The organism is Streptomyces sp. NPDC107575 (assembly GCF_055657265.1).
Window position 1 is genome coordinate 638,937 of record NZ_JBVKBG010000005.1, and the last position, 23,686, is coordinate 662,622.

22 protein-coding genes are annotated in these 23,686 nt (G+C 71.4%); 16 read left to right on the forward strand and 6 right to left on the reverse strand.

The features are described 5' to 3' along the window. Positions 1 to 75 precede the first annotated feature (75 nt). Together ACZ7L4_RS27640 and ACZ7L4_RS27645 are read left to right on the forward strand one after the other, a co-directional pair. Positions 76 to 870 carry a PTS sugar transporter subunit IIAB gene (locus ACZ7L4_RS27640; RefSeq protein WP_472106675.1) on the forward strand — a complete coding sequence of 265 codons (795 nt, stop codon included), beginning with the start codon at positions 76 to 78 and terminating at the stop codon, positions 868 to 870. 43 nt (positions 871 to 913) lie between these two features. Beyond that, a complete protein-coding gene (locus tag ACZ7L4_RS27645) occupies positions 914 to 2,488 on the forward strand; it encodes a PTS ascorbate transporter subunit IIC (RefSeq protein ID WP_472106677.1) in 1,575 nt (524 codons plus the stop codon). A gap of 79 nt (positions 2,489 to 2,567) precedes the next feature. On the opposite strand, the gene ACZ7L4_RS27650 is transcribed toward ACZ7L4_RS27645, so the two are convergent. Then, entirely contained in the window at positions 2,568 to 3,527 is a 960-nt protein-coding gene (locus tag ACZ7L4_RS27650; RefSeq protein WP_472106678.1) for a D-alanyl-D-alanine carboxypeptidase family protein, read from the reverse strand. Positions 3,528 to 3,688: 161 nt separating this feature from the next. Continuing rightward, positions 3,689 to 4,057, reverse strand: coding sequence for a winged helix-turn-helix transcriptional regulator (locus tag ACZ7L4_RS27655; RefSeq protein WP_472106680.1), 369 nt, complete (start codon positions 4,055 to 4,057; stop codon positions 3,689 to 3,691). An 85-nt stretch (positions 4,058 to 4,142) separates the two neighbouring features. Here ACZ7L4_RS27655 and ACZ7L4_RS27660 point away from each other — a divergent pair, with 85 nt between their 5' ends. Beyond that, a complete protein-coding gene (locus tag ACZ7L4_RS27660; protein ID WP_472106682.1) occupies positions 4,143 to 4,553 on the forward strand; it encodes a RidA family protein in 411 nt (136 codons plus the stop codon). 186 nt (positions 4,554 to 4,739) lie between these two features. Beyond that, positions 4,740 to 6,755 (forward strand): GxGYxYP domain-containing protein, encoded by a 2,016-nt coding sequence (locus tag ACZ7L4_RS27665; protein WP_472106683.1) that lies wholly within the window; start codon positions 4,740 to 4,742, stop codon positions 6,753 to 6,755. A 4-nt stretch (positions 6,756 to 6,759) separates the two neighbouring features. Here ACZ7L4_RS27665 and ACZ7L4_RS27670 read toward each other — a convergent pair whose 3' ends face one another. Beyond that, positions 6,760 to 7,356 (reverse strand): gamma carbonic anhydrase family protein, encoded by a 597-nt coding sequence (locus ACZ7L4_RS27670; RefSeq protein ID WP_472106684.1) that lies wholly within the window; start codon positions 7,354 to 7,356, stop codon positions 6,760 to 6,762. A 100-nt stretch (positions 7,357 to 7,456) separates the two neighbouring features. On the opposite strand from ACZ7L4_RS27670, the gene ACZ7L4_RS27675 reads away from it, so the two are divergent. Both ACZ7L4_RS27675 and ACZ7L4_RS27680 read left to right on the forward strand, forming a co-directional pair. Continuing rightward, positions 7,457 to 7,771, forward strand: a complete 315-nt coding sequence (locus ACZ7L4_RS27675; protein ID WP_472106686.1) for an ArsR/SmtB family transcription factor — start codon at positions 7,457 to 7,459, stop codon at positions 7,769 to 7,771. Further along, entirely contained in the window at positions 7,768 to 8,322 is a 555-nt protein-coding gene (locus ACZ7L4_RS27680) for an SRPBCC family protein (protein WP_472106688.1), read from the forward strand. Before ACZ7L4_RS27675 ends, ACZ7L4_RS27680 begins: the two co-directional genes overlap by 4 nt. Positions 8,323 to 8,503: 181 nt before the next feature. On the opposite strand, the gene ACZ7L4_RS27685 is transcribed toward ACZ7L4_RS27680, so the two are convergent. Continuing rightward, a complete protein-coding gene (locus ACZ7L4_RS27685) occupies positions 8,504 to 9,115 on the reverse strand; it encodes a class I SAM-dependent methyltransferase (RefSeq protein ID WP_472106690.1) in 612 nt (203 codons plus the stop codon). 9 nt (positions 9,116 to 9,124) lie between these two features. Then, entirely contained in the window at positions 9,125 to 9,775 is a 651-nt protein-coding gene (locus tag ACZ7L4_RS27690) for a TetR/AcrR family transcriptional regulator (protein WP_472106692.1), read from the reverse strand. Positions 9,776 to 9,872: 97 nt separating this feature from the next. Between ACZ7L4_RS27690 and ACZ7L4_RS27695 the strand changes: the two genes are divergently transcribed. Then, complete coding sequence (locus ACZ7L4_RS27695; RefSeq protein WP_472106694.1) at positions 9,873 to 11,378, forward strand: carboxylesterase/lipase family protein; 1,506 nt, start codon at positions 9,873 to 9,875, stop codon at positions 11,376 to 11,378. A gap of 21 nt (positions 11,379 to 11,399) precedes the next feature. After that, complete coding sequence (locus tag ACZ7L4_RS27700; protein ID WP_472106695.1) at positions 11,400 to 12,197, forward strand: alpha/beta fold hydrolase; 798 nt, start codon at positions 11,400 to 11,402, stop codon at positions 12,195 to 12,197. 14 nt (positions 12,198 to 12,211) lie between these two features. Here the strand turns inward: ACZ7L4_RS27700 and ACZ7L4_RS27705 are convergent, their stop codons facing one another. Further along, positions 12,212 to 13,114: a LysR substrate-binding domain-containing protein gene (locus ACZ7L4_RS27705; RefSeq protein ID WP_472106697.1), complete on the reverse strand. Its 903-nt coding sequence runs from the start codon at positions 13,112 to 13,114 to the stop codon at positions 12,212 to 12,214. Positions 13,115 to 13,263: 149 nt separating this feature from the next. Here ACZ7L4_RS27705 and ACZ7L4_RS27710 point away from each other — a divergent pair, with 149 nt between their 5' ends. The 8 genes from ACZ7L4_RS27710 to ACZ7L4_RS27745 are packed head-to-tail and all read left to right on the forward strand — an operon-like array spanning position 13,264 to position 23,647. After that, entirely contained in the window at positions 13,264 to 14,589 is a 1,326-nt protein-coding gene (locus tag ACZ7L4_RS27710; protein ID WP_472106699.1) for an MFS transporter, read from the forward strand. Positions 14,590 to 14,635: 46 nt separating this feature from the next. Beyond that, complete coding sequence (locus ACZ7L4_RS27715) at positions 14,636 to 16,783, forward strand: acetate--CoA ligase family protein (protein WP_472106701.1); 2,148 nt, start codon at positions 14,636 to 14,638, stop codon at positions 16,781 to 16,783. A gap of 23 nt (positions 16,784 to 16,806) precedes the next feature. Then, a complete protein-coding gene (locus tag ACZ7L4_RS27720; RefSeq protein ID WP_472106703.1) occupies positions 16,807 to 17,952 on the forward strand; it encodes an acyl-CoA dehydrogenase family protein in 1,146 nt (381 codons plus the stop codon). Continuing rightward, positions 17,949 to 18,719, forward strand: a complete 771-nt coding sequence (locus ACZ7L4_RS27725) for an enoyl-CoA hydratase/isomerase family protein (RefSeq protein WP_472106705.1) — start codon at positions 17,949 to 17,951, stop codon at positions 18,717 to 18,719. The genes ACZ7L4_RS27720 and ACZ7L4_RS27725 overlap by 4 nt, the downstream gene beginning before the upstream one ends. A gap of 37 nt (positions 18,720 to 18,756) precedes the next feature. Beyond that, on the forward strand, positions 18,757 to 20,019 hold the full coding sequence (locus ACZ7L4_RS27730; protein WP_472106706.1) for a CoA transferase: 1,263 nt from the start codon (positions 18,757 to 18,759) through the stop codon (positions 20,017 to 20,019). 8 nt (positions 20,020 to 20,027) lie between these two features. Then, on the forward strand, positions 20,028 to 20,768 hold the full coding sequence (gene fabG, locus ACZ7L4_RS27735) for a 3-oxoacyl-ACP reductase FabG (RefSeq protein ID WP_472106708.1): 741 nt from the start codon (positions 20,028 to 20,030) through the stop codon (positions 20,766 to 20,768). A 60-nt stretch (positions 20,769 to 20,828) separates the two neighbouring features. After that, positions 20,829 to 22,052, forward strand: coding sequence for an acetyl-CoA C-acetyltransferase (locus tag ACZ7L4_RS27740; RefSeq protein WP_472106710.1), 1,224 nt, complete (start codon positions 20,829 to 20,831; stop codon positions 22,050 to 22,052). Then, positions 22,049 to 23,647: an acyl-CoA dehydrogenase family protein gene (locus ACZ7L4_RS27745; protein ID WP_472106712.1), complete on the forward strand. Its 1,599-nt coding sequence runs from the start codon at positions 22,049 to 22,051 to the stop codon at positions 23,645 to 23,647. Before ACZ7L4_RS27740 ends, ACZ7L4_RS27745 begins: the two co-directional genes overlap by 4 nt. Positions 23,648 to 23,686: the final 39 nt, after the last annotated feature.

The following is a 23,686-nucleotide window of genomic DNA, read 5'->3' on the forward strand; positions in this document are numbered from 1 at the left end:
GGAACCTCATAACGAAGGTGTCTTCGCCCGGCGTGTCGGGCTGACACGGGACCGCCTCTCGGGACCACTGCTCGTATGAGTGAACTGAGCGATCTGATTCCCGTCGATGCCATCCGGCTCGACGTGGCCGCCCCCGACTGGCAGGCGGCCGTCCGCACCGCCGGTGACCTGCTCGTCTCCACGGACGTCAGCACGGACACGTACACCGAGGAGATGCTCCGCAACGTCGAGGAGAACGGCCCCTACATCGTCATCGCGCCCGGCTTCGCCTTCGCGCACGCCCGGCCCTCCCCAGCCGTCCGGCGTACGGGCATGTCATGGGTCAGGCTCTCGACACCGGTGAGCTTCGGGCACGAGACGAACGACCCGGTCCACCTCGTCGTCGCCCTCGCCGCCGAGGACGCCGGGGCACACACCCAGGCGATGGGCGCCCTCGCCCGACTGCTCGCCGACCCTGACACCTCCGCGGCCCTCGACCGTGCGCCGACACCCGAGGCCCTGCGGCGGATCCTCGTGGGTGACACCACACCCGAACCCTCCGGCAGCACACCCGAACAGCCCACGTCCAAGGGCTCGGGACACGGCATGCACAAGATCCTCACCGTGTGCGGCAACGGGGTCGGCACGAGCCTCTTCCTCAAGTCGACGCTGGACAAGGTGCTCGACCGCTGGAAGTGGGGCCGTTACATCACCACCGAGGCGACCGACACCATCTCCGCGAAGGGCAAGGCGTCCGAGGCCGTGGCCATCATGACCTCGCGGGAGATCGCGCGGACGCTGGGCGACGTGGGCGTGCCGGTGCGGGTGATCGAGGACTTCACGAGCACCAAGGAGGTCGACGCGGCCATGCGCGACCTCTACGACGTGTGATCCCCACCGCTCCCGCTTCCGCTCCCCCTCCCCAGGAGTCCGCATGAACACCCTCGTCGACATCGCGAAATTCATCGTCAACGAGATTCTCAGCGTCCCCGCCTATCTCATCGGCATCATCACGGCCGTCGGCCTCATCGCCCTGAAGAAGTCCGCGGGCCAGGTCATCGGCGGCGCCATCAAGGCGACCCTCGGCTTCCTGCTGATCGGCGCGGGCGCGACGCTGGTCACCAACTCGCTCGCCCCGCTCGGCACCATGATCACGGGAGCCACCGGTTCACACGGTGTCATCCCCACGAACGAGGCGATCGTCGGTATCGCGCAGGCCGAGTACGGCTCGCGCGTGGCGTGGCTGATGATCCTCGGCTTCCTCGTGAGCCTGCTGCTCGCCCGCTTCACACCACTGTCGTACGTGTTCCTGACTGGCCATCACATGCTGTTCATGGCAACGCTGTTGACGATGGTGATGGCGACCGCGGGCGTCACCTCATGGGTCGTGGTCGTCGCCGGCGCGGTGCTGCTCGGCATCATGCTCGTCGCGATGCCCGCCTTCGCACATCCCTGGACCAAGCGCGTCACCGGCAACAACACCGTCGCCGTGGGGCACTTCGGAACCGCCGGGTACATCGTCTCCGGTGCGACGGGTCAGGCCGTCGGCAAGAAGAGCCGCTCGACGGAGGAGATGAACCTGCCCGAGGGCCTGCGCTTCCTGCGCGACTCGATGGTGGCCACCGCCCTGTCGATGCTGCTCATCTACATGATCATGGCCATCGTCTTCCTCGCCAAGGTCGGGAAGACGGAGGCGTTCAAGGCGTTCGCGACGGGCGGCGGTTCGCCCTCCACCGGTGTCGGCAACTACCTGATGTCCTCGGTCAACCAGGGCCTCCAGTTCGGCATCGCCGTCGCCGTCATCCTCTTCGGTGTCCGTACGATCCTCGGCGAGCTGGTCCCCGCCTTCCAGGGCATCGCGCAGAAGGTCGTGCCCGGCGCCATCCCCGCCCTGGACGCCCCGATCGTCTTCCCCTACGCCCAGAACGCCGTGCTCGTCGGCTTCATCTGCTCGTTCGTCGGCGGGCTGGTCAGCCTCGGACTCCTCGTCGGTGTCTTCAAGCCCGCGTTCGGCACGGCCCTCGTCCTGCCGGGGCTCGTCCCGCACTTCTTCACCGGTGGTGCGGCGGGTGTCTTCGGCAACGCGACGGGCGGGCGCCGGGGCGCGGCGCTCGGGTCGTTCCTCAACGGTGTGCTGATCACGTTCCTGCCCGCGTTCCTGCTCGGTGTCCTCGGCTCCTTCGGCTCGGCCAACACCACGTTCGGCGACGCCGACTTCGGCTGGCTCGGGCTGATCCTCGGCAATGTCGCCAAGGCCGGTGACGTCGCGGGCGTGATCCTCATGCTCGTGGTCGGCCTGCTGATCCTGGCCGCCGCCATCACGTGGCAGAAGCGGGTCGTGGACACCGGCTGGGACCCGGGCGCCAAGCGCGCGGCGCTGCTGCCGCCGGAGGACCGCCCGGAACAGCACGACGAGGCCGCGGGCGGCGAGACCCCGGTCTCCCGCACGTACGCGAAGATCGCGCCGCCTGCGGGCGCCCCGACCCCGCCACCTCCGCCGGAGGACTGAGCCACCTCGCCCGAACACAGTGAAGGCCCGCCGAACTCCCGGGAGTTCGGCGGGCCTTCGCCCGTACGCGGCGGGTCCGTCAGTGTGCGAAGCCCCAGTCGAGCACCTTCGCGGCGTCCCCGAAGACCTCCTTGTCGGCGCCGACGATCGCGCCGACCAGGGTGCGGTTGTCCCGCTTCGCGGCGAAGACGAGGGAGTAGCCGGCCTCCTCGCCGCTGCCGGTCTTGACGCCCAGGGCGCCGTCGTAGCTGCTCAGCAGGTCGTTGGTGGTTTCCCAGGTGTAGTACCGGGTGCGGCCGTTCGCGGCCGGGGCCTCGGCTTCGTACTTCTTCTGCTTCACGACATCGGCGAAGACCGGCTGGAGCAGGGCGCGCTGGCCGAGCTTGGCGAGGTCGCGGGCGGTGCTGCGGTTGTCGCCGTGCGAGATGCCGTCGAAGGAGTCGAAGTGGGTGCCGGTCATGCCCAGTTGCGCCGCCTCGGCGTTCATCTGGCTCACGAAGTTCGCGATCCGCGCCTCCGTGGTGGTCCCGACGCCGTAGTTGTCGGCGAGGGCCATGGCGGCGTCGCCGCCGGAGGGGATCAGCATGGCGTGCAGCAGCTGGCGGACGGTCAGTTTGTCGCCGGTCTGGAGGTCGGCGGTGCTGGCGCCGTTCTCCTGGACGTAGTCGCGGTACTCCTGCTTGACGGTGATCTGGCGGTCGAGCCACTCCGGGTGCTTGAGCACGACCACGGCGGTCATGATCTTCGTGGTGCTGGCCATCGACACGCTCTCGTCGGCCTTGGCCCCGGCCCACATCTCGCGCTCCTGGCTGCCGTCGCGGGCGTCCAGGAGGTAGGCGTGCTCGGCCGCGATGTCGGGGACGTCCTGGGTCGCGGCGGCCGACGCGCCGTCGTTCTGCTCGGCGGAGTGCGTGGCGGCCGGCGTGGCCGCCTGGGCGATGCCACCGGCGGTGATCGGCAGGACGGCGCCGAAGAGCGCGACGGTCGCGAATCTGGCTCCGGTCCTGTGCAGCCGGTTGGGTCGGGCATGGGAACCCATGGGACGCCCCCTCCTGCCGGCGTGGTCAACGCCGGTTCGTCACGGTAAATCGGTGCACCACGAACCTACTTGTCCGCGGCCCCTTGACGTCAAGATCGCCATGTCATAAGCGGGTAACAGCCCCCGATTGCGTGAAGGACGTGTGTGGACACCCCCTCACATCAGTCACCGTCGAAGACCCTGCGCGCGCGTTCGATCTCGGGCATGCGGGTCGTGGCCCAGTCCAGGAGTACGTCGATCGGGCGCCGGAGTGTCTTGCCGAGAGGCGTGATCCGGTACTCGACGGCGACCGGCCGGGAGCTGAGAAGTTCGCGCTCGACGATGCCGTTGCGCTCCAGTCGGCGGAGCGTGGCGGTGAGCGATTTCTGCGTCACCGCGGGGATGGCGCGGCGCAACTCGTTGAACCGGCAGGGCCGTTCGCACAGTTCGTTGAGGACGCTCAGCGACCACTTGTCCAGCACCTGGTCGAGGAGTTCCCGGTGCGGGGCAGTGACGCGCAGTTCGCTGTTCGGGGCGGGGGCGGTATCCATGCCGAAACCTGGTCTCGTTGAAGTGTCCTTCGTGCACCAGGTAGCAAAGGTATACCTGTGAGTCGATACGCCATGAGGAGCCCCGATGTCCGTGCGCCGTTTCACGCCTGCCGGAATGCTGCAGCCCACCCCGTACCACCACGTCGCCGTCGCCTCCGGCACGCGCCATGTGTACGTCAGCGGGCAGATCGCCCGCACCCCCGAAGGCGTCCAACTCGCCCCGGGCGATCTCGCGGGCCAGGTCGCCCACGCGCTGCGCAACACCGCGACAGGCCTCGCGGGCGCCGGGGCGACCTTCGACGACGTGGTGCGGCTGACGTTCTACGTGGTGCGGTGGACGCCGGAAAAGATCGACGCGTTCATGGCCGGGGTCGGCGAGGTGACCGGGGAGCTGGGTCTCGGCGACCGGCTTCCTCCGGCCTCGCTGATCGGGGTCGACCACCTCTTCGAGCCGGACGTACTCGTGGAGGTCGAGGCGACGGCGGTGCTCGACTGACGTACGCGGATCCACGGTGTGTCCTCGGCCGAGTCCCGGCGGAGGGCACACCGTGGACCGGGCCAGAGATCGGCGCCGCACCAGAACTCCGTGTGCGCCCCATGGACAACTGCCCGCCGTCTGGCTACGTTCACCGACGGTCGACAACGATGTCAGAGTGGCCCGATCGAGGAGCAGTGAACGTCGATGGTGACACGAAGAACCGTCCTGCAAACCGGCGGAGCGGCCCTGGCCGCCGGGGCCTTCGGTATCTCCCTGCCCGGCTCCGCGGCGGCAGCACCGGCCGAACGCGCCGCGCCCGCCCGCCTGTTGCCGTCCTTCGGGCGGCCGAAACGGCTCGACGTCGCCCACGTCGGCGACCTGAACGGCTACGACCAGCTACTGCTGACGACCCTTCAGGGAGCGGTGAACCGCAGCGGACCCCGGCTCTACCTCACCTTCGACGACGGCACAGCCGACCGGCGGTGGCTGTCGAGCACCGGGGCGTCCGTCACGCGGCACGACAACGCCCTTGATCTGGTGGGCCGTTACCGCGACCGGGTGCGCGGCGCGGTCCTGGTGGACCCCGACGTGCCGGACTCCGTGAACGTCGCCACCACGCTCGCCGGACTCAGGAACGGGGTGGCCGCCACCGCCGACCAGGCGCGCGAGCACGGCCTGAAGACACTGGTGGACCTGCGGGGCCGGTTCGACGCGGACGACGTCCTCGCCACCTACCGCTGGCAGCTCGACAAGCTCTTCCCGCACTGCGACCACGCCCTGCTGTCCGGCCTGCCGCCGACGCGCACGGTGAGCGTGAGCGGCGTCAAGTGGCGCGAGGTGGCGCGGGAGAGCGAGCGGATCCGGGACACCTCCAACCGGAAGGTGCGCACGCTCGACCTCAGCCCCGAACTGGGCGGCGACAACGATGTCTACGTCCGCTTCCAGGACTCCTTCGGCGACGACGGCTGGGGCGCGTCCGTCGGCAGCGTCACGGTCACGGCGGACGACAAGGAGCTCGCGTCCTTCACGCCGGGCACGGACGGCGAGAAGCCGTACCTGTTCGACGGCCTGAACTCCTCGCTCGGCGACAAGGCGAACCGCTTCGCCGACGGCGGAGGCTACTTCGTCTACCACTTCAAGGCCCCTGCCGGGGCCGCGAAGTTGACCGTCGAAGCGGACCTGTGGAACCAGTACCTGGTGACCGCGACCGCCACCGCGCCCACCCGCGTCGAGCCCTTCCCGTACTTCCGGGACTACGTGGTGGCGAGCCGGGCGATGGTGCTGTGGCTGCCCCCGTCCGGCGACACCGGCAAGCTGCTCGACGAGGTACTCACCAAGGTGGCACCCACCACCCCGTACGCCGGCTGGTTCCCCAACGACGTGGCCGGCGAGTGGGGCGGCGTTGACCGTGCGTCGCAGCACGGTGTGCCCGTCGTCGCCGCCGACTTCTACATGAACGGCACCGTGCACGCCGGTGTCCCGGCGAAGGTGTCCGCCCGGGTGCCCGCGCGCCCCAGGGCCGAGCTGCGCAACCGCGTGTACGTCACGTTCACGGTCGGCGAGGGCGACAACATCCAGTACTGCCAGCGCCGTATGCGTGACATCTGGGACGACCCCAAGCGCGGCGACGTACCCGTCAACTGGACCGTCAGCCCGCTGCTCGCGGACATCGGCCCCGCCCAACTCGCCTACTACCAAAGGACCGCGACCGACAACGACCTGCTCGTCTGCGGTCCTTCCGGCGCCGGGTACACCTATCCGGGCTCGTGGCCGAAGGCGGCGCTCGACGCGTACACCGAGCTCACCGGGCGCTACCTGCGGCGCACCGGCATGGATCTCGCCTACGCGTACAACCCGCGCAACGCGGACAACGACGGCTGGGTGCCGTTCGACGAGCGGGTCATGGCGTCGTTCCGGAAGAACACACCGCTGCGGGGTGTCATCCAGTCCTGGGAGACCGGCGATCTGCAGTCCCGCCCGGCCGGGATACCGGTGATCGGCAACTTCTACCCGCAGGGCAAGGGCGCCGACTTCCGGGACGCGCTCCTGAAACACATCGAGGGCCGCGACCCGGACGAGCCGATGTTCGTCGCCGCGGCCATCAACGCGTGGAGCTGGACGCCGAGCGACATCGCGGACCTTGCGAAGCTGCTGGGCGACCCGTTCGAGATCGTCCGCGGCGACGTGTTCTTCGAGCTCCTCGACCGGTCCTACGCGTAGGAGGTCAGTCGGGCAAGGGCCGGTCCTCCCGGTGCGCGCCGTAGAAGTCGACCTGGCGTTCCATGACCGCCCGCATCGACGTGCCGCGCGGGACGCCGTAGACGGTGCCCGGGAAGTCCAGGCCCTGCTGCTCCTCCCACAACTCGTCGTGCCGGTCAGGGGAGAACAGCCGGGCCGGGTCGCCGGCCGCGATCCAGCCGATGGGCACCATGCTGTCCGGGGCCAGCCGTGAGTTGACGTGCAGCACGCTGTTGATCCGCAGCTCCGAGCGCGCGCCCGCCGCCGCCCCGGGGAACATCGACACCCCGGTCGCCGCGAAGACCTCGTCCTCGACGTGTGCTCCGTTGATGTGCGCGTGGGGCCCGATCAGTACGGAGTCACCCAGTACGGCGGGGTGCTCCGCCCTGCCCCGGACCAGGGCGTTCTCCATGACCACGACGTTGCGGCCGGTCCGTACCTCGCCGTCCTCCGCGGTGAGCACGGCTCCGTGCAGGACACGGGCGCGTTCCCCCAGCACGACCGCGCCGCACAGCACGGCCGACGGGGCGACGTAGGCGGACTCGGGGACCACGGGCCGTTTTCCACGGTGCTCGATCAGCATGCCCACGCAGCGTAGGGCAGGCGGGGTCGTACGGTGCGCACCTTCACCCCACTCCTTATATGCCTTGACGCACATATACCGGTGGGGGAATATAGGAAGCATGTCCGTCGATACGTTCTCCGTGCTGTCCGAGCCGACCCGGCGCCGGATCCTCGACCGGCTGCTGCGGGCCGAGAGCAGCGTGACCGAGCTGGTGGAGGCGCTCGACGTCAGCCAGCCCACGGTGTCCAAGCAGCTGAAGGTCCTCAGGGAGGCCGGCTTCGTCACCGTCCGCACGCAGGCGCAGCGGCGGATCTACCGCATCCACGCGGGCCCCTTCCAGGCGCTCGACGACTGGCTTCAGCCCTATCGCGCCCTGTGGGACCGGCATCTCGACGCCCTTGAGCGCCATCTCGACAACCAGGAGCAGTCATGACCCCCGACGACACCTACCGCCCGAGCCCGCTCGCCCAGGTGGACTGCACGCAGACGGAGGACCGCTGGACGCTGGTCTTCACCCGCGATCTGCGGCACCCGCCCGAGAAGGTGTGGGCCGCGCTGACCGAACCCGGGCAGCTCGCCGCATGGGCGCCCTACACCGCGGACCGCGACCTCTCGGGGGCCGGCGCCGCCACGATCACCATGATCGACGACGAGAAGCCCCAGGACATGGCGGCCGAGGTGGTGCGCGCCGAACCGCCGGTGCTCCTCGAGTACACCCTCGGCACCGATCTGCTGCGCTGGGAGCTGGCGGCGACCGACAGCGGAACCCGGCTGACGCTCCGGCACACCGTGCGGGACCGCGACTGGATCCCGAAGGTGGCGGCGGGCTGGCACCTCTGCCTCGATGTGGCGGAGAAGCTGCTCGAAGGCCGCCCGATCCCGCCGATCCGGGGCGTCGCGGCCGTCGACTTCGGCTGGGCCGAGCTCAACGACCAGTACGCGCGGCGGTTCGGCATCCCCAACACGGGGCTGCCGGAGGCCTGACGCCTCAGAGCCTGTGAACAAACCCCCGTCGTCCGCCCGAAGGGCGGGCGCTGCGGCGTCCGGTGCGTGCGATCGCAAGGCGCCGGAGCGTCCTAGTAGCGGAGCTACTCGGGCGTTTCGGCAACGCCGCGAGCGTGCGTGCCGGGCGTCGCAGCGCAGACGGGGGTTTGTTCACAGGCTCTCAGGCCGCGAGGCGGTGGACGCTCACCGCGTAACCGCCGTCGTCGTACGGTGCGGCGTCCCAGGTGGCGAACCGGTCGACGAGGGTCAGGCCGGCCGCCGCGCAGTACCCGTCGTACTCCGCCAGCGTGATGGTGGGCGGCACGGGCAGGTGCGCGGCGTCCAGGCCGAAGCCGGCGACGAGCAGTCCGCCCGGGCCCAGGGCGGCGGCCAACCGCTCGACCACGGCGGCCTCGGTGCCGGGGGTGAGCAGCGGGAAGACGTTCCCGGCGGCGACCACGAGGTCGAAGTCGGTGGCGATGCCGAGCGCGGCCGGGTCGAATGCGGCGAGGTCGGTCCGGAACCAGGGCAGGTGCGGCGCCCGCTCCCGCGCCACGTCGAGCATGGAGGCGTCCAGGTCGATGCCCACGCAGTCGTAGCCGAGCTCCGCGAGCCGGATCATGACCCGCCCGATGCCGCACCCGGCGTCGAGCACGCGGGCGCCGGCGGGCACGAGCGCCGCGCAGAACGACGCCTCTCCGTGCACATCCTTGCCGCTGCGCGCCAGCGCCTCGAAGCGGGCGGCGTACTCGCCACCGGACTTTCCACCGGTCAGTTCCTGCCAACGACTCATGGGGCGACTCTAGGTCGTCGGCGCGGCGCGGCCTTGCCCGCCCCGCCTCTCATGCGCCCGACCGCTGCCACTGAACAGCCTGTCGAGATGCGCGTCGATGGCGTCGAGCGCCTCCTGGGGGCCGATCACGTCGAGCTCCAGGAGGGGGGTGAGGCCGGTGAGGGCGAGCAGCAGATTGGTCTCGGTGGCCGCATCGCGGTCGGCGTCGATGTGTCCGTCGGCGATCGCCCGGCGGACCAACTGCTCGACCAGTTCCCGCCCTTGGAGCAGACCCCGGCGCGCCTGGTCGTGGACGGCCTCGTCGTGCAGCGCCTCCAGAACGTAGGCAGCGCTCATGCGGCTGGTCGCGCGGGCGTCCGCGTGCAGGGGGAGCATTTCCGCGAGCGTCAGCTGCAGAACGTCCCGGGGGTGCGGACGGTCACCGAGCTTCGCGAGTCCCCGTTCGACGCGCATCGAGGTCTGCTCGGACGCGAAGTCCATGGCGAAGGCGAGCATGGCGGCCCGGGAGGCGAAGTAGTGCTGCAGCTGCCCGAGGGAGATACCGGCCTCCTGCGCCACCACACGCATCGTCAGATGCGAGACACCGCGCTGCTCCACCACGCGCCACAGTGCGCGGGCGATGACTTCGCGGCGCCCGCGGTGATCCACCTGTTTCGGCATCGCCGGTCTCTCCCTTGCCGTCCCGAACCCTTTTCAATACGCTCGACATAATACACTTGACTTGAAACCCGGTGACCACTCGACGAGGGGAAGTGTCATGCCTGTGCGACTGCCCGAGCAGCCAGGGGTGCGGACCGTGGAAGGCGTGGTGCAGGGGCTCCGCCGGCAGGGCCACGCGGTGTTCAGAGGCATCCCCTACGCCCAGCCCCCGGTCGGAGCGCTCCGCTTCGCCGCGCCCGCCCCCGCGCACAGCTGGACGGGGACGAGGCAGGCCACGGAGTTCGGCCCCGTGGTGCCGCTGTCCCTCCCGGTCGACACCGGCCCGCCCCAGGGCACGGACTGGCTGACCCTCGACGTCGGCACCCCGGACCCAGGGGCGGCGGGACTGCCGGTGTTGGTGTGGATCCCCGTCGGCGGCTACGTCTCGGCGGCGTCGAGCGACCCGATGTACGACCCGGCGATGCTGGCCGAGGCGGGCATCGTCGTGGTGACCATCAACTGCCGCGTGGGCGCGGAGGGGTTCGCGTTCCTCCCCGACGCGCCACCCAATCGCGGATTCCTCGACCAGATCGCGGCGCTCGAATGGGTGCGGCGGAACATCGCGGCCTTCGGTGGCGACCCCGACCGGGTCACCGTGGGCGGAACGTCCGCCGGGGCAGGGTCGGTCGCCGCCCTCCTGACCATGAAGCGGGCGCACGGCCTGTTCCGGCGGGCGATCGCCCACTCGGTGCCGGGGCTGCACAGCACTCCCGCGCTGGCCCGGCAGGTGACCGCCGCGCTCGGGGAGCGGCTCGGCACGACGGACGCCACCGCCGCGGCATGGCGCGACATCGACCCCTGGCACCTCGCGGCAGAGCTCACGTCCTTCAACGCCGGCCTCCACGCACACCGGGAGCGCTGGGGACGGCTCACCGAGAGCGGGACCTCCCTGTGCCCCGTCGTCGACGGCGAGATCCTCCCCGAGACGCCCTGGCCGGCTCTGAGCGAAGGACGCGCGCGGGGGACCGAGCTGCTCGTCGGCCACGCCCGCGACGAGTTCCGACTCTTCAGTGTCATCAGCGGACGGCGCGGCACCTTCACCGAACAGGACGCCTCCGCGGCCCTCGAACTGCTCGCGCCGCGGCCGCACGGCGCGGACCGCTACCGCGCCGCGTTCCCGACGGCGGATCCGGAGGAGCTGGTGGAGACGGTCTACTCCGACGCGCTCTTCCGCATGCCGTCACAGCAGCTCGCGGAGGCGAACGCCGCGGCCGGTGGCACCTCGTACCTGTTCGAGCTGGGTTGGACGGCCCCGGCCCAGGGCGGCGCCCTGGGCGCATGCCACGGCCTCGACATTCCGCTGGCGTTCGGCACCCTGAACAGCCCGGTCGGCGCGCAGCTCATCGGCGACGAGCCCACCCCCGAGGCCCTCGCGCTCTCCCGCGAGTTCAGGGACGCGTGGGTCCGCTTCATCACCACCGGCGACGCCGGATGGCCCGCCCACCGCCCTGACGGGCGGCTGACCCGTGTCCTGGACGCCGAGTCGACGACCCTGCCCTACCCCGAACAGGCATCCCGCCGGATCTGGGAGGGCCACGCCCCCGCCCCCTTCGACCTCTCGTAGTCAGGAAACGGAGCAGCGCCGATGAACACCATTCACGTGACGGTCTGGGACGACAGCGCCGCCAGGGGAACACCCGCGGTCTTCGCGCACAACATCTTTACGTGGGGCAGCGACGAGGCGTACGGCTTCGCCGCCCAGCGTCCGCTGGCCGACCGCCGCCGTCTGCTGCTGGTGGACCGCCGCGGCTACGGCCGCAGCCCCGACACCGACCGCAGTGACTTCGACACCGACGCCGACGACCTGGTGGAAGTCCTGAAGCGTCGGACCGACGGCGCACACCTGGTCGGTCACGGGAACGGCGGCCTGGCGGCCATGCTCGCCGCCGCCCGCCGACCCGACCTCGTACGTTCGTTGGCCCTCATCCAGCCCGCCGCGTTCTCCGCGGCCGCCGGCCACCCGACGGTCGAGGCCATGCTGCGCCGGGTGGGCGAGAGCTCCGGTGTGCCGGATTCCGTCACGCCCGAGGAGTACTTGCGCGCTTCCACGGAGGGGTTGGGCATGCCGATGCCCGCGCCCACTCCGCAGCGCTTGCGCGCCGTCGCCACGTCGATGCGCGAACGACCGGTGTGGGAGGCGGAGGTACCCCTGGAGCCTTTGCGGGCCGCCCCGTGGCCGAAGCTCGTGATCTGCGGGACCTGGCAGGACGCGCCGGAGTTGTATCGCACCTACGCGGGTGAGCCGCTGATCGCCTGCGCCGAGGCCGTCGCGGACATCGTCGGGGCCCGGCTGGTGCGCGTACCCGGCTACTACCCGCACACCCAGCAACCCGCCGCCGTCAACGCGGCCCTGCGCGAACTCTGGGAGCAACGGCGCAGCTGACCGTGCCCCTCCCGTCAGCCCACGGGATCGGCGCAGTCCCCCGCGATCTCGTCCAGCAGGTCGATCAGCGCGTGCAGCGCCGGATTCGGGTCGCCCGCCCGCCATGCCAGGGCCAGCGGCAGGGGCGGGATGTCGCGGGCCGGGATGAGGACCACGCCCGGGACCTTGAGGTGACTGGCCGAGGACGGGACGAAGCCGATGCCCACGCCGGCGCCGACCAGCGTCAGGATGGTGTGCGTGTCGGGCGCCTCCTGGACGATGCGCGGGCTCGACCCGTGGGCCAGATACGCGGTGTGGATCAGTGCCACGATGCCCGCGCCGCGGTTGGTGGGGTGGCTGACGACGGGCTCCTCCTGGACGTCGGCCATGCCGATCTCCGCGCGCCCGGCGAGCCGGTGGCCCGCCGGGAGGGCCACCACGATGGGGTGCCGAGTCAGTTCGCGGGCCTGGATACCGGTGCCCGCGACCGGCAGCCGCATGAGGCCCGCGTCGATCTCGTCGTCGGTGAGCCGGGTCACCAACTCGCCGCCGTACACCGGGCCGTGGATCTCCAGGCGCACCCGCGGCCGGCGCTCGCGGAACTTCCGGGTCATCATGATCAGCACTTCGTGGGAGGTCGGCCCGCTGAACCCGAGCCGCACCACCCCGGTCTGTCCGCTCGCGGCCCGGCGGGCGGCGAGCGGTGCCTCCTGCGCGGCCCGCAGCGCCCGCCGCGCCTCCGTCAGGAACGCCTCCCCCGCCGCCGTGAGCGCCACCTGCCGCGTCGTGCGGCGCAGCAGCGCGACGCCGACCTCGTGCTCGAGGCGCTTGATCTGCTGGGACAGCGGCGGCTGCGACATCTGCAAACGCTCCGCCGCGCGCCGGAAGTTGAGCTCCTCCGCGACCGTCACGAACGACCGCAGGTGCCGCAGCTCCACGTGAACTCCCGTTCCTTCGCAGGTCACCGGCGATTGTGTCGCGCCGCCGAATCAACGGTAGGGAACTTTGGTGTTAGACGAAACCAGTCGGCAGTCATAGCTTCCCTGTGAGCGCGATCACGTTGCTTCTAGCGGAAGGACGGGACGAGATGCCGAGCAGACGGCTTCCCGCAGAGGAGAAGATGGCCCGCAGGGCGGGTTGGGCCTCCTATCTTGGCTCGACCATCGAGTGGTACGACTTCTACGTCTACGGCACCGCCTCGGCCCTGGTGTTCGCCCCGCTGTTCTTCGCCGACGTGCCCCCGGCGATCGGTGTGCTGCTCTCCTTCGTCACCTTCTGGGTCGGATTTCTGGCCCGCCCGCTCGGCGCGATCCTCTTCGGTCACCTCGGCGACCGCCTGGGCCGCAAGAAGGCGCTGGTGGCGACGCTGCTGCTGATGGGTGTCAGCACGGTCGGCATCGGGTGTCTGCCGACGTACGGGCAGATCGGTGTGGCCGCGCCGATCCTGCTGACCCTGTTCCGTACGGTGCAGGGCATCGCGCTCGGCGGCGAGTGGGGCGGCTCGGTGCTGATCACCACCGAACACGCCAAGAAGGAACGCGGGTTCCTGTTCGCGGCCTTCGCCCAGCAGGGCTCGCCCACCGGCCGCATCCTGGCCACGCTGTCCTTCCTCGCCGTCGGCCGGCTCTCCGACGACGCGCTCCTCGCGTGGGCCTGGCGGATCCCGTTCCTGGCCTCCGCCCTGCTGGTCATCATCGGTCTGGTGATCCGGCTCAGCCTGGAGGAGTCCCCGGCGATGGTGTCGCTGCGGGCCGCCGACCAGACCGTGAAGGTGCCGGTCGTCACCCTGTTCCGGGAGCACTCCAAGCTGCTGCTGCTCGGTGTCGGCGCCGCGTTCACCGTCTTCGCCATCGTCTACGCCCGTGACACCTTCGCACTGTCCTGGGCAACCGGCGAAGTGGGCATGGACCGGCAGGACTTCCTCACCGTCATCCTGGTCGCGAGCATCGTGCAGTTCTTCGTGCAGCCGCTCGGCGCCGTGCTGGCCACCCGCTGGGGCGTCCGCAAGGCCGTCACCGTCATCCTGGCCTGCCAGATCCCGACGATCCCGGTGATGTTCGCCCTCATCGGCACCGGCAGCTTCCCGCTCGCCGTGACCGGCGCGGTCCTCGCGACCATCCCGGACGTCATGTACTACGCGATCGTCGCGGGCATGTTCGCCCAGGCCTTCCCCGCCAAGGTCCGCTACACCGGCATCTCCACGGCGTACGGGCTCGCGGGTGTGCTCGGCGGCCTGGCTCCGGTCATCCTGCAGTCGCTGCTGTCGGCCTCCGGGACGATCGTGCTCCCGGTCCTGTTCGTGGTCGTCCTCGGGGTCGTCTCGCTCGTCGCGGCCCGCGCCTTCCTCACCCTGTCGGCCAGGACCGCCGACAAGGAGCAGCAGACGGAAGCCTCGCCCGCCGCCGTCAACTGACCTCTCCCCACTCGTACTTCGTGTCTCGCAGTCCCGAGGAGAAACCGTGCAGCAGCACGCAGACCGCCCCCGCACCGACGACGCCCTGACCTCGCTCCTCCACCCCCGCTCCATCGCGATCCTCGGCGCCTCCGACACCCCGACGAAGCTGTCGGGGCGACCCGTCGACTACCTCAAGCGGTTCGGGTTCACCGGACGCATACTCCCCGTCAACGCCAAGCGCGACCAGGTGCAGGGGCTCCCCGCCTACCGCGGCCTGGACGACATCGACGGGGACATCGACCTCGCCATGATCATGCTGTCGGCCGAGCAGTCCGCCGACGCCGTGCGCGCCTGCGGCCGGCGCGGCATCCCCGCCGCGATCCTGGGCGCCTCCGGCTTCGCGGAGGTCGGAGGCCGGGGCGTGGAGCTCCAGGAGGACCTCAAGGCCGCGATCGCGGAGAGCGGCGTACGAGTGCTGGGCCCCAACTGCCTCGGGATGATCGCCTCCCGCGAACGGGCGCTGCCCACCTTCACCTCCGCGCTCGACGAGGACGCCGACCTGGTCGAGGGCCCGATCGCCTTCCTCAGCCAGAGCGGCGCCTTCGGCGGCTTCGTCTTCAACGCCGCCCAGAACCTCGGCATCGGGATCTCCCACTACCTCAACACCGGCAACGAGGTGGACCTCTCGGTCGCCGAGCTGGTCGACGGGCTGGTGCGCAGCGACGACACGAAGGTGATCCTCGCCTACCTCGAAGGTGTCACCGGAGGCCGTCGTCTCCTGGACGCCGCCCGGGAGGCGCACGAGCGGGACAAGCCGATCATCGCGGTCAAGGTGGGCCGTTCCGAGGCAGGCGCCCGTGCCGCCCAGTCGCACACGGCCTCGCTCGCCGGTGAGGACGCGGTCTTCGACGGCGCGACAAAGCAGTACGGCATTCTGCGCGTGGACGGTCCCGAGTCCATGCTGGAGGCCGCGCAGATCTTCTCCACCGGCCGCCGCGCGGCGGGCCGCAGGCTCACCTCGTTGTCCGTCTCCGGTGGCGCCGGTGCCCTGATGGCCGACGCCGCGGCCGGTCACGGCATCGAGGTCCGTGCCTGGGACGAGGAGTGGCAGCGCACCATGGCCGCGGCGATCCCGGTCTACGGGTCCCCGCGCAATCCGGTCGACCTCACCGGCACCCTCGTGGCCGAACCCGACATCCTGCGCCGCTCGTTGAAGGTGGCCGTCGACCATCCGGGCACCGACATGATCGCCGTGCTCCTGGGCTGCGCGGACAACTGCGCGGACACGCTCATCGAGGCCCTCGACGAGGCGTACCGCTCGACCGACCGCCCCTTCGTCGTCGTATGGACGGGCGGCAGCGGTCGCCCCCGCACGCGCCTGCGCGAGCTGGGCATCCCCTGCTACACCGATCCCGCGCAGGCCGCCCGCGCCCTCGGCCTGCTCGCCGACTTCAGCCTGCGCCCCGCGCTGCCCGCCCCCGAGCGGCCCGCCGACGTCGACACGGAGGCCGCCCGCGCCGTCCTCTCCCGTGCCCGCGCGGAGGGCCGCACCCAGCTCGACGAGTACGAGTCGACGCAGCTCGTCGCCGCCTACGGGGTGCGCGCCGCGGCCTCACGACCGGCGGCGGATCCGGACCAAGCGGCGGCCGTGGCCCAGGAGTTGGGCGGGCCCGTCGCCGTGAAGCTGCTGTCCGAGCGGATCGGGCACAAGAGCGACATCGGCGGCGTCCGGCTCGGCCTCGACGGACCGGACGCCGTCCGCACAGCCGCCGACGACGTGCTGCGCATCGCCCGGGAGGCCGGTGTCGACGACGCCCGCGTCCTCGTCCAGCGGATGGCCGACAGCGGCGGCACCGAGCTGATCGTCGGCGTCAAGAACGACCCGGTGTTCGGCCCGGTCGTGGTCACCGGGCTCGGCGGCATCCTCGTCGAGGCGCTCGCCGACAGCCGGGTCGCCGTGGCCCCCGTCGACCCGGCGGGCGCCCGCCGCATGCTGCACTCGCTGCGCGGCAGCCGCCTGTTCGGCGAGGTGCGCGGCAAGCCCGCCCGCGACGTCGAGGCCGCCGCCGACACCATCGCCCGCCTGTCCTGGCTGGCCGCCGACCTCGCCGACGAGCTCGCGGAGCTCGACGTCAACCCGCTGCTGCTCGGCGCGGTGGGCGAGGGCGCGCTCGCGGTGGACGCGCTGGCCCACCTCACCCCCGTCAACTGACCTACCCGGAAAGGAGTTTCACGATGGAAGCCGAGGAGTTCGAGGCGGTCGTCGCCGCCGTCCACATCCTCGTACGGGAGGACGTGGTCCCGCGCGAGGACGAGATCGAGGAGACGGACGCGATCCCGGAGGACGTCCGCCGCAAGGCCGTCGAGATGGGCCTGTTCGGGTACACGCTGCCGGAGGCGTACGGGGGCCTGGGCGCGAGCCTGTCCGAGGACGTCCGGCTCGCGTTCGAGTTCGGGTACACGACGCCCGCGTTCCGCTCGATGTTCGGCACCAACAACGGCATCGCGGGCAAGGTCCTCGACAACGCGGGCACCGAGGAGCAGAAGAAGCACTGGCTGCCCCGGCTCGCCGAGGGAGCGGTGGCGTCGTTCGCGCTGACGGAGGCGGAAGCGGGCTCCGACCCTTCGGGCCTGACCACGCGCGCCGTCCGCCAGGGCGACGGCTATGTCATCAACGGGAGCAAGCGGTTCATCACCAACGCCCCGCTCGCCGACCTGTTCGTGGTCTTCGCCCGCACCGGCGAGGAGGCGTCCGGGACGAAGGGCATCTCCGTGTTCCTCGTGGAGGCCTCGACGGAGGGTGTCACCGTCGGACCCAAGGACGCCAAGACCGGGCAGGCCGGCGCCTGGACCGCCGAGGTGTTCTTCGACGACGTACGCGTCGACAAGGCGGCACTCGTCGGCGGCGAGGAGGGCGCGGGGTTCGGTACGGCGATGCAGTCCCTCGTACGCGGCCGGGTGCACATCGCGGCGCTGTGCGTCGGGATGGCCGAGCGGATCCTGGAGGAGTCCGTCGCCCACGCGGCGACCAGCAAGCAGGGCGGCCGGCCCATCGGCGAGTTCCAGCTCGTGCAGGGCATGCTCGCGGAGATCCAGACGGGTGTGCTCGCGGGCCGCGCGATGGTCCTGGACGCCGCCGAGAAGTACGACTCCGGCGAGGACCGCAGGATCCGACCGTCGGCCGCGAAGCTGTTCTGCTCCGAGATGGTCTCCAAGGCCGCCGACCTCGCCGTGCAGATCCACGGAGGCATGGGCTACATGCGCGGCACCGTCGTCGAGCGCTGCTTCCGCGACGCCCGGCTCTTCCGCATCTACGAGGGCACCAGCGAGATCCAGAAGGTCATCATCGCCAAGCAGCTCATGCGGCAGGCCCGGTCATGATCGAACCCGCCGTGGACGTGCGGTGCGAGGGCCCGGTCCACACCCTCACCCTGAACCGGCCCACCCGCCGCAACGCCCTCGACCTCGCGGACCGGCGCGAACTCCTCGCCGCGCTGCGGGAGTCCGAGCAGGACCCGGAGTGCCGGGCGATCGTGCTGACCGGCGCGGGCGAGGTGTTCTGCGCGGGCGGTGACATCCGCTCGATGTCGCAGGACCCGGACGTCGCCCGTGAGCGCCTCGCCGTGGTCAACGACGTGGCCCGCGCCCTGGCGTGCTCGGCGAAGCCGGTGGTCGCCGCCGTGCGCGGAGGCGCGTACGGCCTCGGCCTCGGGCTCGCCGCGGCCTGCGACTACGTCGTGGCCGCCGACGACGCCCGGTTCGCGGCCTCCTTCGCCAAGATCGGGCTGACCGCCGACTCCGGCCTGAGCTGGAGCCTCGCCCAGCGCGTCGGCCCGGCCCGCGCGAAGGAGATCATCCTCTTCGCCGAGGACCTGAACGCCGCGGAGGCCGGGCGGATCGGCCTGGTCAGCGAGATCGTCGCGGCCGAGAAGGTGGCCGTGCGGGCGCGGGAGCGGGCCGAACGGCTCGCCGCCGCCTCCCCCGCCATGGTCGCCGCCACGAAGCGGATCTTCGCCCAGGAGGCGCAGGACCTCGACGCGGTCCTCGACGCGGAGGCCGAGGCCCAGGTCGAACTGCTCGGCGGCGCGGGCTTCGCGGAGGGCCGGGCGGCGTTCCTGGAGCGTCGCCGCCCGGTCTTCCCGGCGTGAGCCGATCCCCCACGCACAAGGAAGGAGAGGAGAGCGCATGCCTCACCCCATGGCGTCCCGCCCTCTTGAGGGCATGCGGATCGTCGAGCTCTCCAGCTACGTGGCCAGCCCGCTCGGCGGGATGACGCTGGCCCAGCTGGGTGCCGACGTCATCCGTGTCGAGCCGCTGAACGGCGCGCCGGACCGCACCCGGCACCCGCTCGCCGACAGCGGCACGAGCCTGTACTGGTCAGGACTGAACAAGGGCAAGCGGGCCGTCGAGGTCGACCTGCGCAGCGAGGAGGGGCGCGAGCTGATCGCGGGCCTGGCCACCGGGGGCGGCCCGGGCGGCGGCATCGTGCTCGCGAACTCCGAGCGCCACCAGGAGCTTTCGTACGGGGCGCTGGCCGCGCGCCGCCCCGACCTGATCCACGTGCTGCTCACCGGACGCCGGGACGGGTCCGCCGCCGTCGACTACACCGTCCAGGCCGCCACGGGCTTTCCCCAGTTGACCGGCCCGGAGGCCACTCCCGATCCCGTCAACCACCTGATGCCGGCCTGGGACGTCGCCGCCGGGCTCTACCTCGCCGTCGGCCTGCTCGCCGCCGAACGCCACCGGCTGCGTACGGGCGAGGGCCAGCAGGTGCGCGTCGCGCTGGAGGACGTGGCCCTGGCGACGGCGGGGAACCTCGGGTACCTCGCCGAGGCCCAGCTCGGCGCCGCCCCGCGCGAGCGCGCCGGGAACTACGTCTACGGCACCTTCGGCCGCGACTTCGCCACCTCCGACGGCGGCCGCCTCATGGTCGTCGCCCTCACCGACCGGCACTGGCGCGGGCTGTTGGACGTCACCGGGCTGACCGATGCGGTCGACGCCGTCGGCCGTGCGCTCGGCGCCGACCTCTCCGACGAGTTCGAGCGCTACACCCATCGCAAGGTCCTCGGTGAACTGCTCGCCGGCTGGTTCGCGGCACACACCCTCGCCGAGGCCCAGGAGGCGCTGGCCCGCACCCGCGTGCTGTGGTCCACGTACCGCGGCTTCGCCGATCTGGCCGCCGACGACGCCAGACTGCTGCGCGAGAACCCGTTGATGGCCCGCGTCGCCCAGTCCGGTGTGCCCGCGCACTGGGCGCCCGGCTCGCCCGTCGTCATGGACGACACCCAGTCCCTGCCGGAGCCCTCACCGAGGGTCGGCCAGCACACCGAGGACGTACTCCGTACGGAACTCGGGCTCGGCGAGGCCGAGTTGGAGAAGCTCGGCGAGGCCGGCGTCATCCGCCCACGCCGTGCCGCTCACCCGATCACCACGACCACAGGAAGCTGAACACACTCATGGCACTTCTGGCCGACAAGACCGCAGTCATCACGGGCGGCGCCCAGGGCATCGGGCTCGCCATCGCCAGGGCGTACGTCCGCGAGGGCGCGAGGGTCGTGCTCGGCGACCTCAACCTGGAGGCCGCCGAGGCCGCCGCCAAGGAACTCGGCGGGCCCGCCGTCGCACACGCCGTACGCTGCGACATCACCGAGGCCGCCCAGGTGGACACCCTGATCCGCGCGGCGATCGACACCTTCGGCTCCCTCGACATCATGGTCAACAACGCCGGCATCACCCGCGATGCCACCATGCGCACCATGACCGAGGACCAGTTCGACCAGGTCATCGACGTGCACCTGAAGGGCACCTGGAACGGCACCCGCAAGGCCGCGGCCGTGATGCGCGAGCAGAAGCGCGGCGCGATCGTCAACATCTCCTCGCTCTCCGGCAAGGTCGGCATGGTCGGGCAGACCAACTACTCCGCCGCCAAGGCCGGCATCGTCGGACTCTCGAAGGCCGCGGCCAAGGAGATGGCCCACCATGGTGTCCGCGTCAACGCGATCCAGCCGGGCCTGATCCGCAGCGCCATGACCGAGGCCATGCCGGAGAGGGCGTGGGACCAGAAGATGGCCGAGATCCCGATGCGGCGCGCAGGCGAGGTCGAGGAGGTCGCCTCCGTCGCGCTGTTCCTGGCATCCGACCTGTCGTCGTACATGACCGGGACCGTATTGGAGGTAACGGGCGGCCGTTTCATGTGAGTTGGTTGGCGCGAGGTCAGCCAACGGTCCGTACACCCGCACCCCCGTCAGGAGCACCCCATGCGTGAAGCCGTCGTCTGTGAACCCGTCCGCACCCCCATCGGCCGCTACGGCGGCATGTTCAGGTCGCTGACCGCCGTCGACCTCGGCGTCGCCGCCCTCAAGGGCCTCCTCGAACGCACCGGGCTCAACCCCGAGGCCATCGAGGACGTCATCCTCGGCCACTGCAACGGCAACAGCGAGGCACCCGCCATCGGCCGCGTCGTCGCCCTGGACGCGGGCCTGCCCGTCACCGTCCCCGGCCTCCACCTCGACCGCCGCTGCGGCTCAGGCCTCCAGGCCGTGCTGTACGCCGCCCAGCAGGTGCAGACGGGCGCCCACGAGGTCGTCGTGGCGGGTGGCACGGAGTCCATGAGCAACGCCGCGTTCTACTCGACCGACATGCGCTGGGGCGCGAAGGGCGCCGCCATCCAGCTGCACGACGGTCTCGCGCGCGCCCGCTCGACCGCCGGGGGACGCCACTACCCGGTGCCCGGCGGCATGTTGGAGACGGCCGAGAACCTGCGCCGCGAGTACGCCATCGGCCGCGACGAGCAGGACCGGCTCGCGCTCGCGTCCCACCAGCGCGCCGTGCGGGCGCAGGAGGACGGCACACTCGCCGAGGAGATCGTGCCGGTGACGGTGCCGGGGCGTCGCCCGAGCGACGAGGGCACGGTCATCGACACCGACGAACACCCGCGCGCCGACACGTCGTTGGAGTCCCTCGGCCGCCTCAAGCCGATCCTGCGCCACTCCGACCCGGAGGCCACGGTCACCGCGGGGAACGCGAGCGGGCAGAACGACGCGGCGGCGATGTGCGTGGTCACCACCCCTGAGCGCGCCGAGCGGTTGGGGCTGCGTCCGCTCGTACGTCTGGTGTCGTGGGGTGTGGCGGGTGTGCCGCCGAGGACGATGGGCATCGGGCCCGTCCCGGCGAGCGCGGTGGCCCTGGACCGGGCGGGCCTCAGCCTCCCCGACATGGACCTGATCGAGCTGAACGAGGCCTTCGCCGCGCAGGCGCTCGCAGTGATGCGCGAGTGGGAGTTCGGCGAGAAGGACCTGGAGCGCACCAACGTGCACGGCTCCGGCATCTCGCTGGGCCACCCGGTCGGCGCCACGGGTGTGCGGATGCTCGCCACGCTGTCGCGCGAACTGCACCGCCGCGAGGCCCGCTACGGCCTGGAGACGATGTGCATCGGCGGCGGCCAGGGCCTGGCGGCGGTGTTCGAGCGGGTGACGTCGTGACCACGGCACTGGTGCGCGCGACGGAGCTGGTCGGGGCGCTGGAGGAGGTGGTGGCCAAGGCCTCCGCCCGCCTCGCCACGGCTCCCGCGACGGACGAGGACCAGACCGTCCCGTACGACATCGCCTCGGTGTCGTCGGCGGTCGCCGCCGCCCGCCACCTTCTGGACCTCGGCCCGCACAGCGAGGCCGAGGCGGACCTGGCGCTGCTCTTCGCCGCGGACACGGCGGCCGATCTGTCGGGGCGTATCGCCGGCCGCGAGGCACTGTGGGGTGCGGACGGGCCGAAGGCGCTCGACGCGGTCGCCGAGCACATCGCGGCCGGGCGGGCGCCCGCGTTCCTCGACGCTGTCGCCGAACGCGTCCTGGCCGCGGGCGGAGAGGCGGCACCGCGCCACCTCTCCGACGAACTGCAGCTGGTGCGCTCCACGTTCCGGGACTTCGCCGAGGCGAAGGTGAAGCCGGTGGCCGAGCGCATCCACGCGGGCGACGAGGACATCCCCGCCGAGATCGTCGACGGCCTCTCGGAGATGGGCTGCTTCGGCCTGTCGATCCCCGCCGAGTACGGCGGCTTCGCCGAGGGCGGCGCCGACGAGCTGCTCAGCATGGTCGTGGTGACGGAGGAGCTGTCACGGGCCTCGCTCGGCGCGGCGGGCTCGCTCATCACCCGGCCCGAGATCATCGGTACGGCGATCGCGCGCGGCGGCACGGAGGAGCAGCGGCGGCGCTGGCTGCCGCGCATCGCGAGCGGCGAGAAGCTGTGCGCCGTCGCCGTCACGGAGCCCAACCACGGTTCGGACGTCGGTGGCATCACGACGACCGCGGTGCGCGACGGCGACGACTGGGTCCTCAACGGCGTCAAGACCTGGTGCACCTTCGCGGGTCTGGCCAACTACCTTCTGGTGCTTGCCCGTTCGCACGCGGACCGCTCGGCGGGCCACCGGGGCCTGTCCCTGTTCGTCGTGGAGAAGCCGTCCTTCCCCGGCCACGAGTGGGAGGTCGGGCAGGACGGCGGCGGCACGGCGTCCGGCCGCGCGATCCGCACGCTCGGCTACCGGGGCATGCACTCGTACGAGGTCACCTTCGACGGATTCCGGGTCCCGGCGGAGAACCTCATCGGCCTCGACAAGGGACTGGGCCGCGGCTTCTACCTCCAGATGCAGGCCTTCGCCAACGCCCGCCTGCAGACGGCGGCCCGGGCGGTCGGTGTCATGCAGTCGGCCCTGGAGCTCGCCGTCGATCACGCGCGGCAACGCCCCGTCTTCGGCCACCCGCTCACCTCCTTCCAGCTCACCCGCGCCAAACTGGCCCGCATGGCGGCCCACATCGCGGCGTGCCGCGCCTTCACCGCGTCGGCCGCACGGGCCATCACGGCGGGCGACGGAGTTCTGGCCGCCGCCCAGGTCAAACAACTGGCCTGCCGGGCGGCGGAGTGGGTCACCCGCGAGGCCCAGCAACTGCACGGCGGCTACGGCTACGCCGAGGAGTACGCGGTGTCCCGCCTCTTCGTCGACGCCCGCGTCCTGTCGATCTTCGAGGGGGCGGACGAGGTGCTGGCGCTGCGGGTGATCGCGCGGCAGTTGGCGAAGAGGGGGTGACGCGGACCCCCTCGTACTCCACCAGCCCCAACACCCCTG

Excerpts from the sequence above, each read along its gene's own strand:
- ACZ7L4_RS27640 (WP_472106675.1), top strand. The coding sequence starts at position 76 with ATGAGTGAACTGAGCGATCTGATTCCCGTCGATGCCATCCGGCTCGAC.
- ACZ7L4_RS27645 (WP_472106677.1), top strand. The coding sequence starts at position 914 with ATGAACACCCTCGTCGACATCGCGAAATTCATCGTCAACGAGATTCTC.
- ACZ7L4_RS27650 (WP_472106678.1), bottom strand. The coding sequence starts at position 3,527 with ATGGGTTCCCATGCCCGACCCAACCGGCTGCACAGGACCGGAGCCAGA.
- ACZ7L4_RS27655 (WP_472106680.1), bottom strand. The coding sequence starts at position 4,057 with ATGGATACCGCCCCCGCCCCGAACAGCGAACTGCGCGTCACTGCCCCG.
- ACZ7L4_RS27660 (WP_472106682.1), top strand. The coding sequence starts at position 4,143 with ATGTCCGTGCGCCGTTTCACGCCTGCCGGAATGCTGCAGCCCACCCCG.
- ACZ7L4_RS27665 (WP_472106683.1), top strand. The coding sequence starts at position 4,740 with ATGGTGACACGAAGAACCGTCCTGCAAACCGGCGGAGCGGCCCTGGCC.
- ACZ7L4_RS27670 (WP_472106684.1), bottom strand. The coding sequence starts at position 7,356 with ATGCTGATCGAGCACCGTGGAAAACGGCCCGTGGTCCCCGAGTCCGCC.
- ACZ7L4_RS27675 (WP_472106686.1), top strand. The coding sequence starts at position 7,457 with ATGTCCGTCGATACGTTCTCCGTGCTGTCCGAGCCGACCCGGCGCCGG.
- ACZ7L4_RS27680 (WP_472106688.1), top strand. The coding sequence starts at position 7,768 with ATGACCCCCGACGACACCTACCGCCCGAGCCCGCTCGCCCAGGTGGAC.
- ACZ7L4_RS27685 (WP_472106690.1), bottom strand. The coding sequence starts at position 9,115 with ATGAGTCGTTGGCAGGAACTGACCGGTGGAAAGTCCGGTGGCGAGTAC.
- ACZ7L4_RS27690 (WP_472106692.1), bottom strand. The coding sequence starts at position 9,775 with ATGCCGAAACAGGTGGATCACCGCGGGCGCCGCGAAGTCATCGCCCGC.
- ACZ7L4_RS27695 (WP_472106694.1), top strand. The coding sequence starts at position 9,873 with ATGCCTGTGCGACTGCCCGAGCAGCCAGGGGTGCGGACCGTGGAAGGC.
- ACZ7L4_RS27700 (WP_472106695.1), top strand. The coding sequence starts at position 11,400 with ATGAACACCATTCACGTGACGGTCTGGGACGACAGCGCCGCCAGGGGA.
- ACZ7L4_RS27710 (WP_472106699.1), top strand. The coding sequence starts at position 13,264 with ATGCCGAGCAGACGGCTTCCCGCAGAGGAGAAGATGGCCCGCAGGGCG.
- ACZ7L4_RS27720 (WP_472106703.1), top strand. The coding sequence starts at position 16,807 with ATGGAAGCCGAGGAGTTCGAGGCGGTCGTCGCCGCCGTCCACATCCTC.
- ACZ7L4_RS27725 (WP_472106705.1), top strand. The coding sequence starts at position 17,949 with ATGATCGAACCCGCCGTGGACGTGCGGTGCGAGGGCCCGGTCCACACC.
- ACZ7L4_RS27730 (WP_472106706.1), top strand. The coding sequence starts at position 18,757 with ATGCCTCACCCCATGGCGTCCCGCCCTCTTGAGGGCATGCGGATCGTC.
- fabG (WP_472106708.1), top strand. The coding sequence starts at position 20,028 with ATGGCACTTCTGGCCGACAAGACCGCAGTCATCACGGGCGGCGCCCAG.
- ACZ7L4_RS27740 (WP_472106710.1), top strand. The coding sequence starts at position 20,829 with ATGCGTGAAGCCGTCGTCTGTGAACCCGTCCGCACCCCCATCGGCCGC.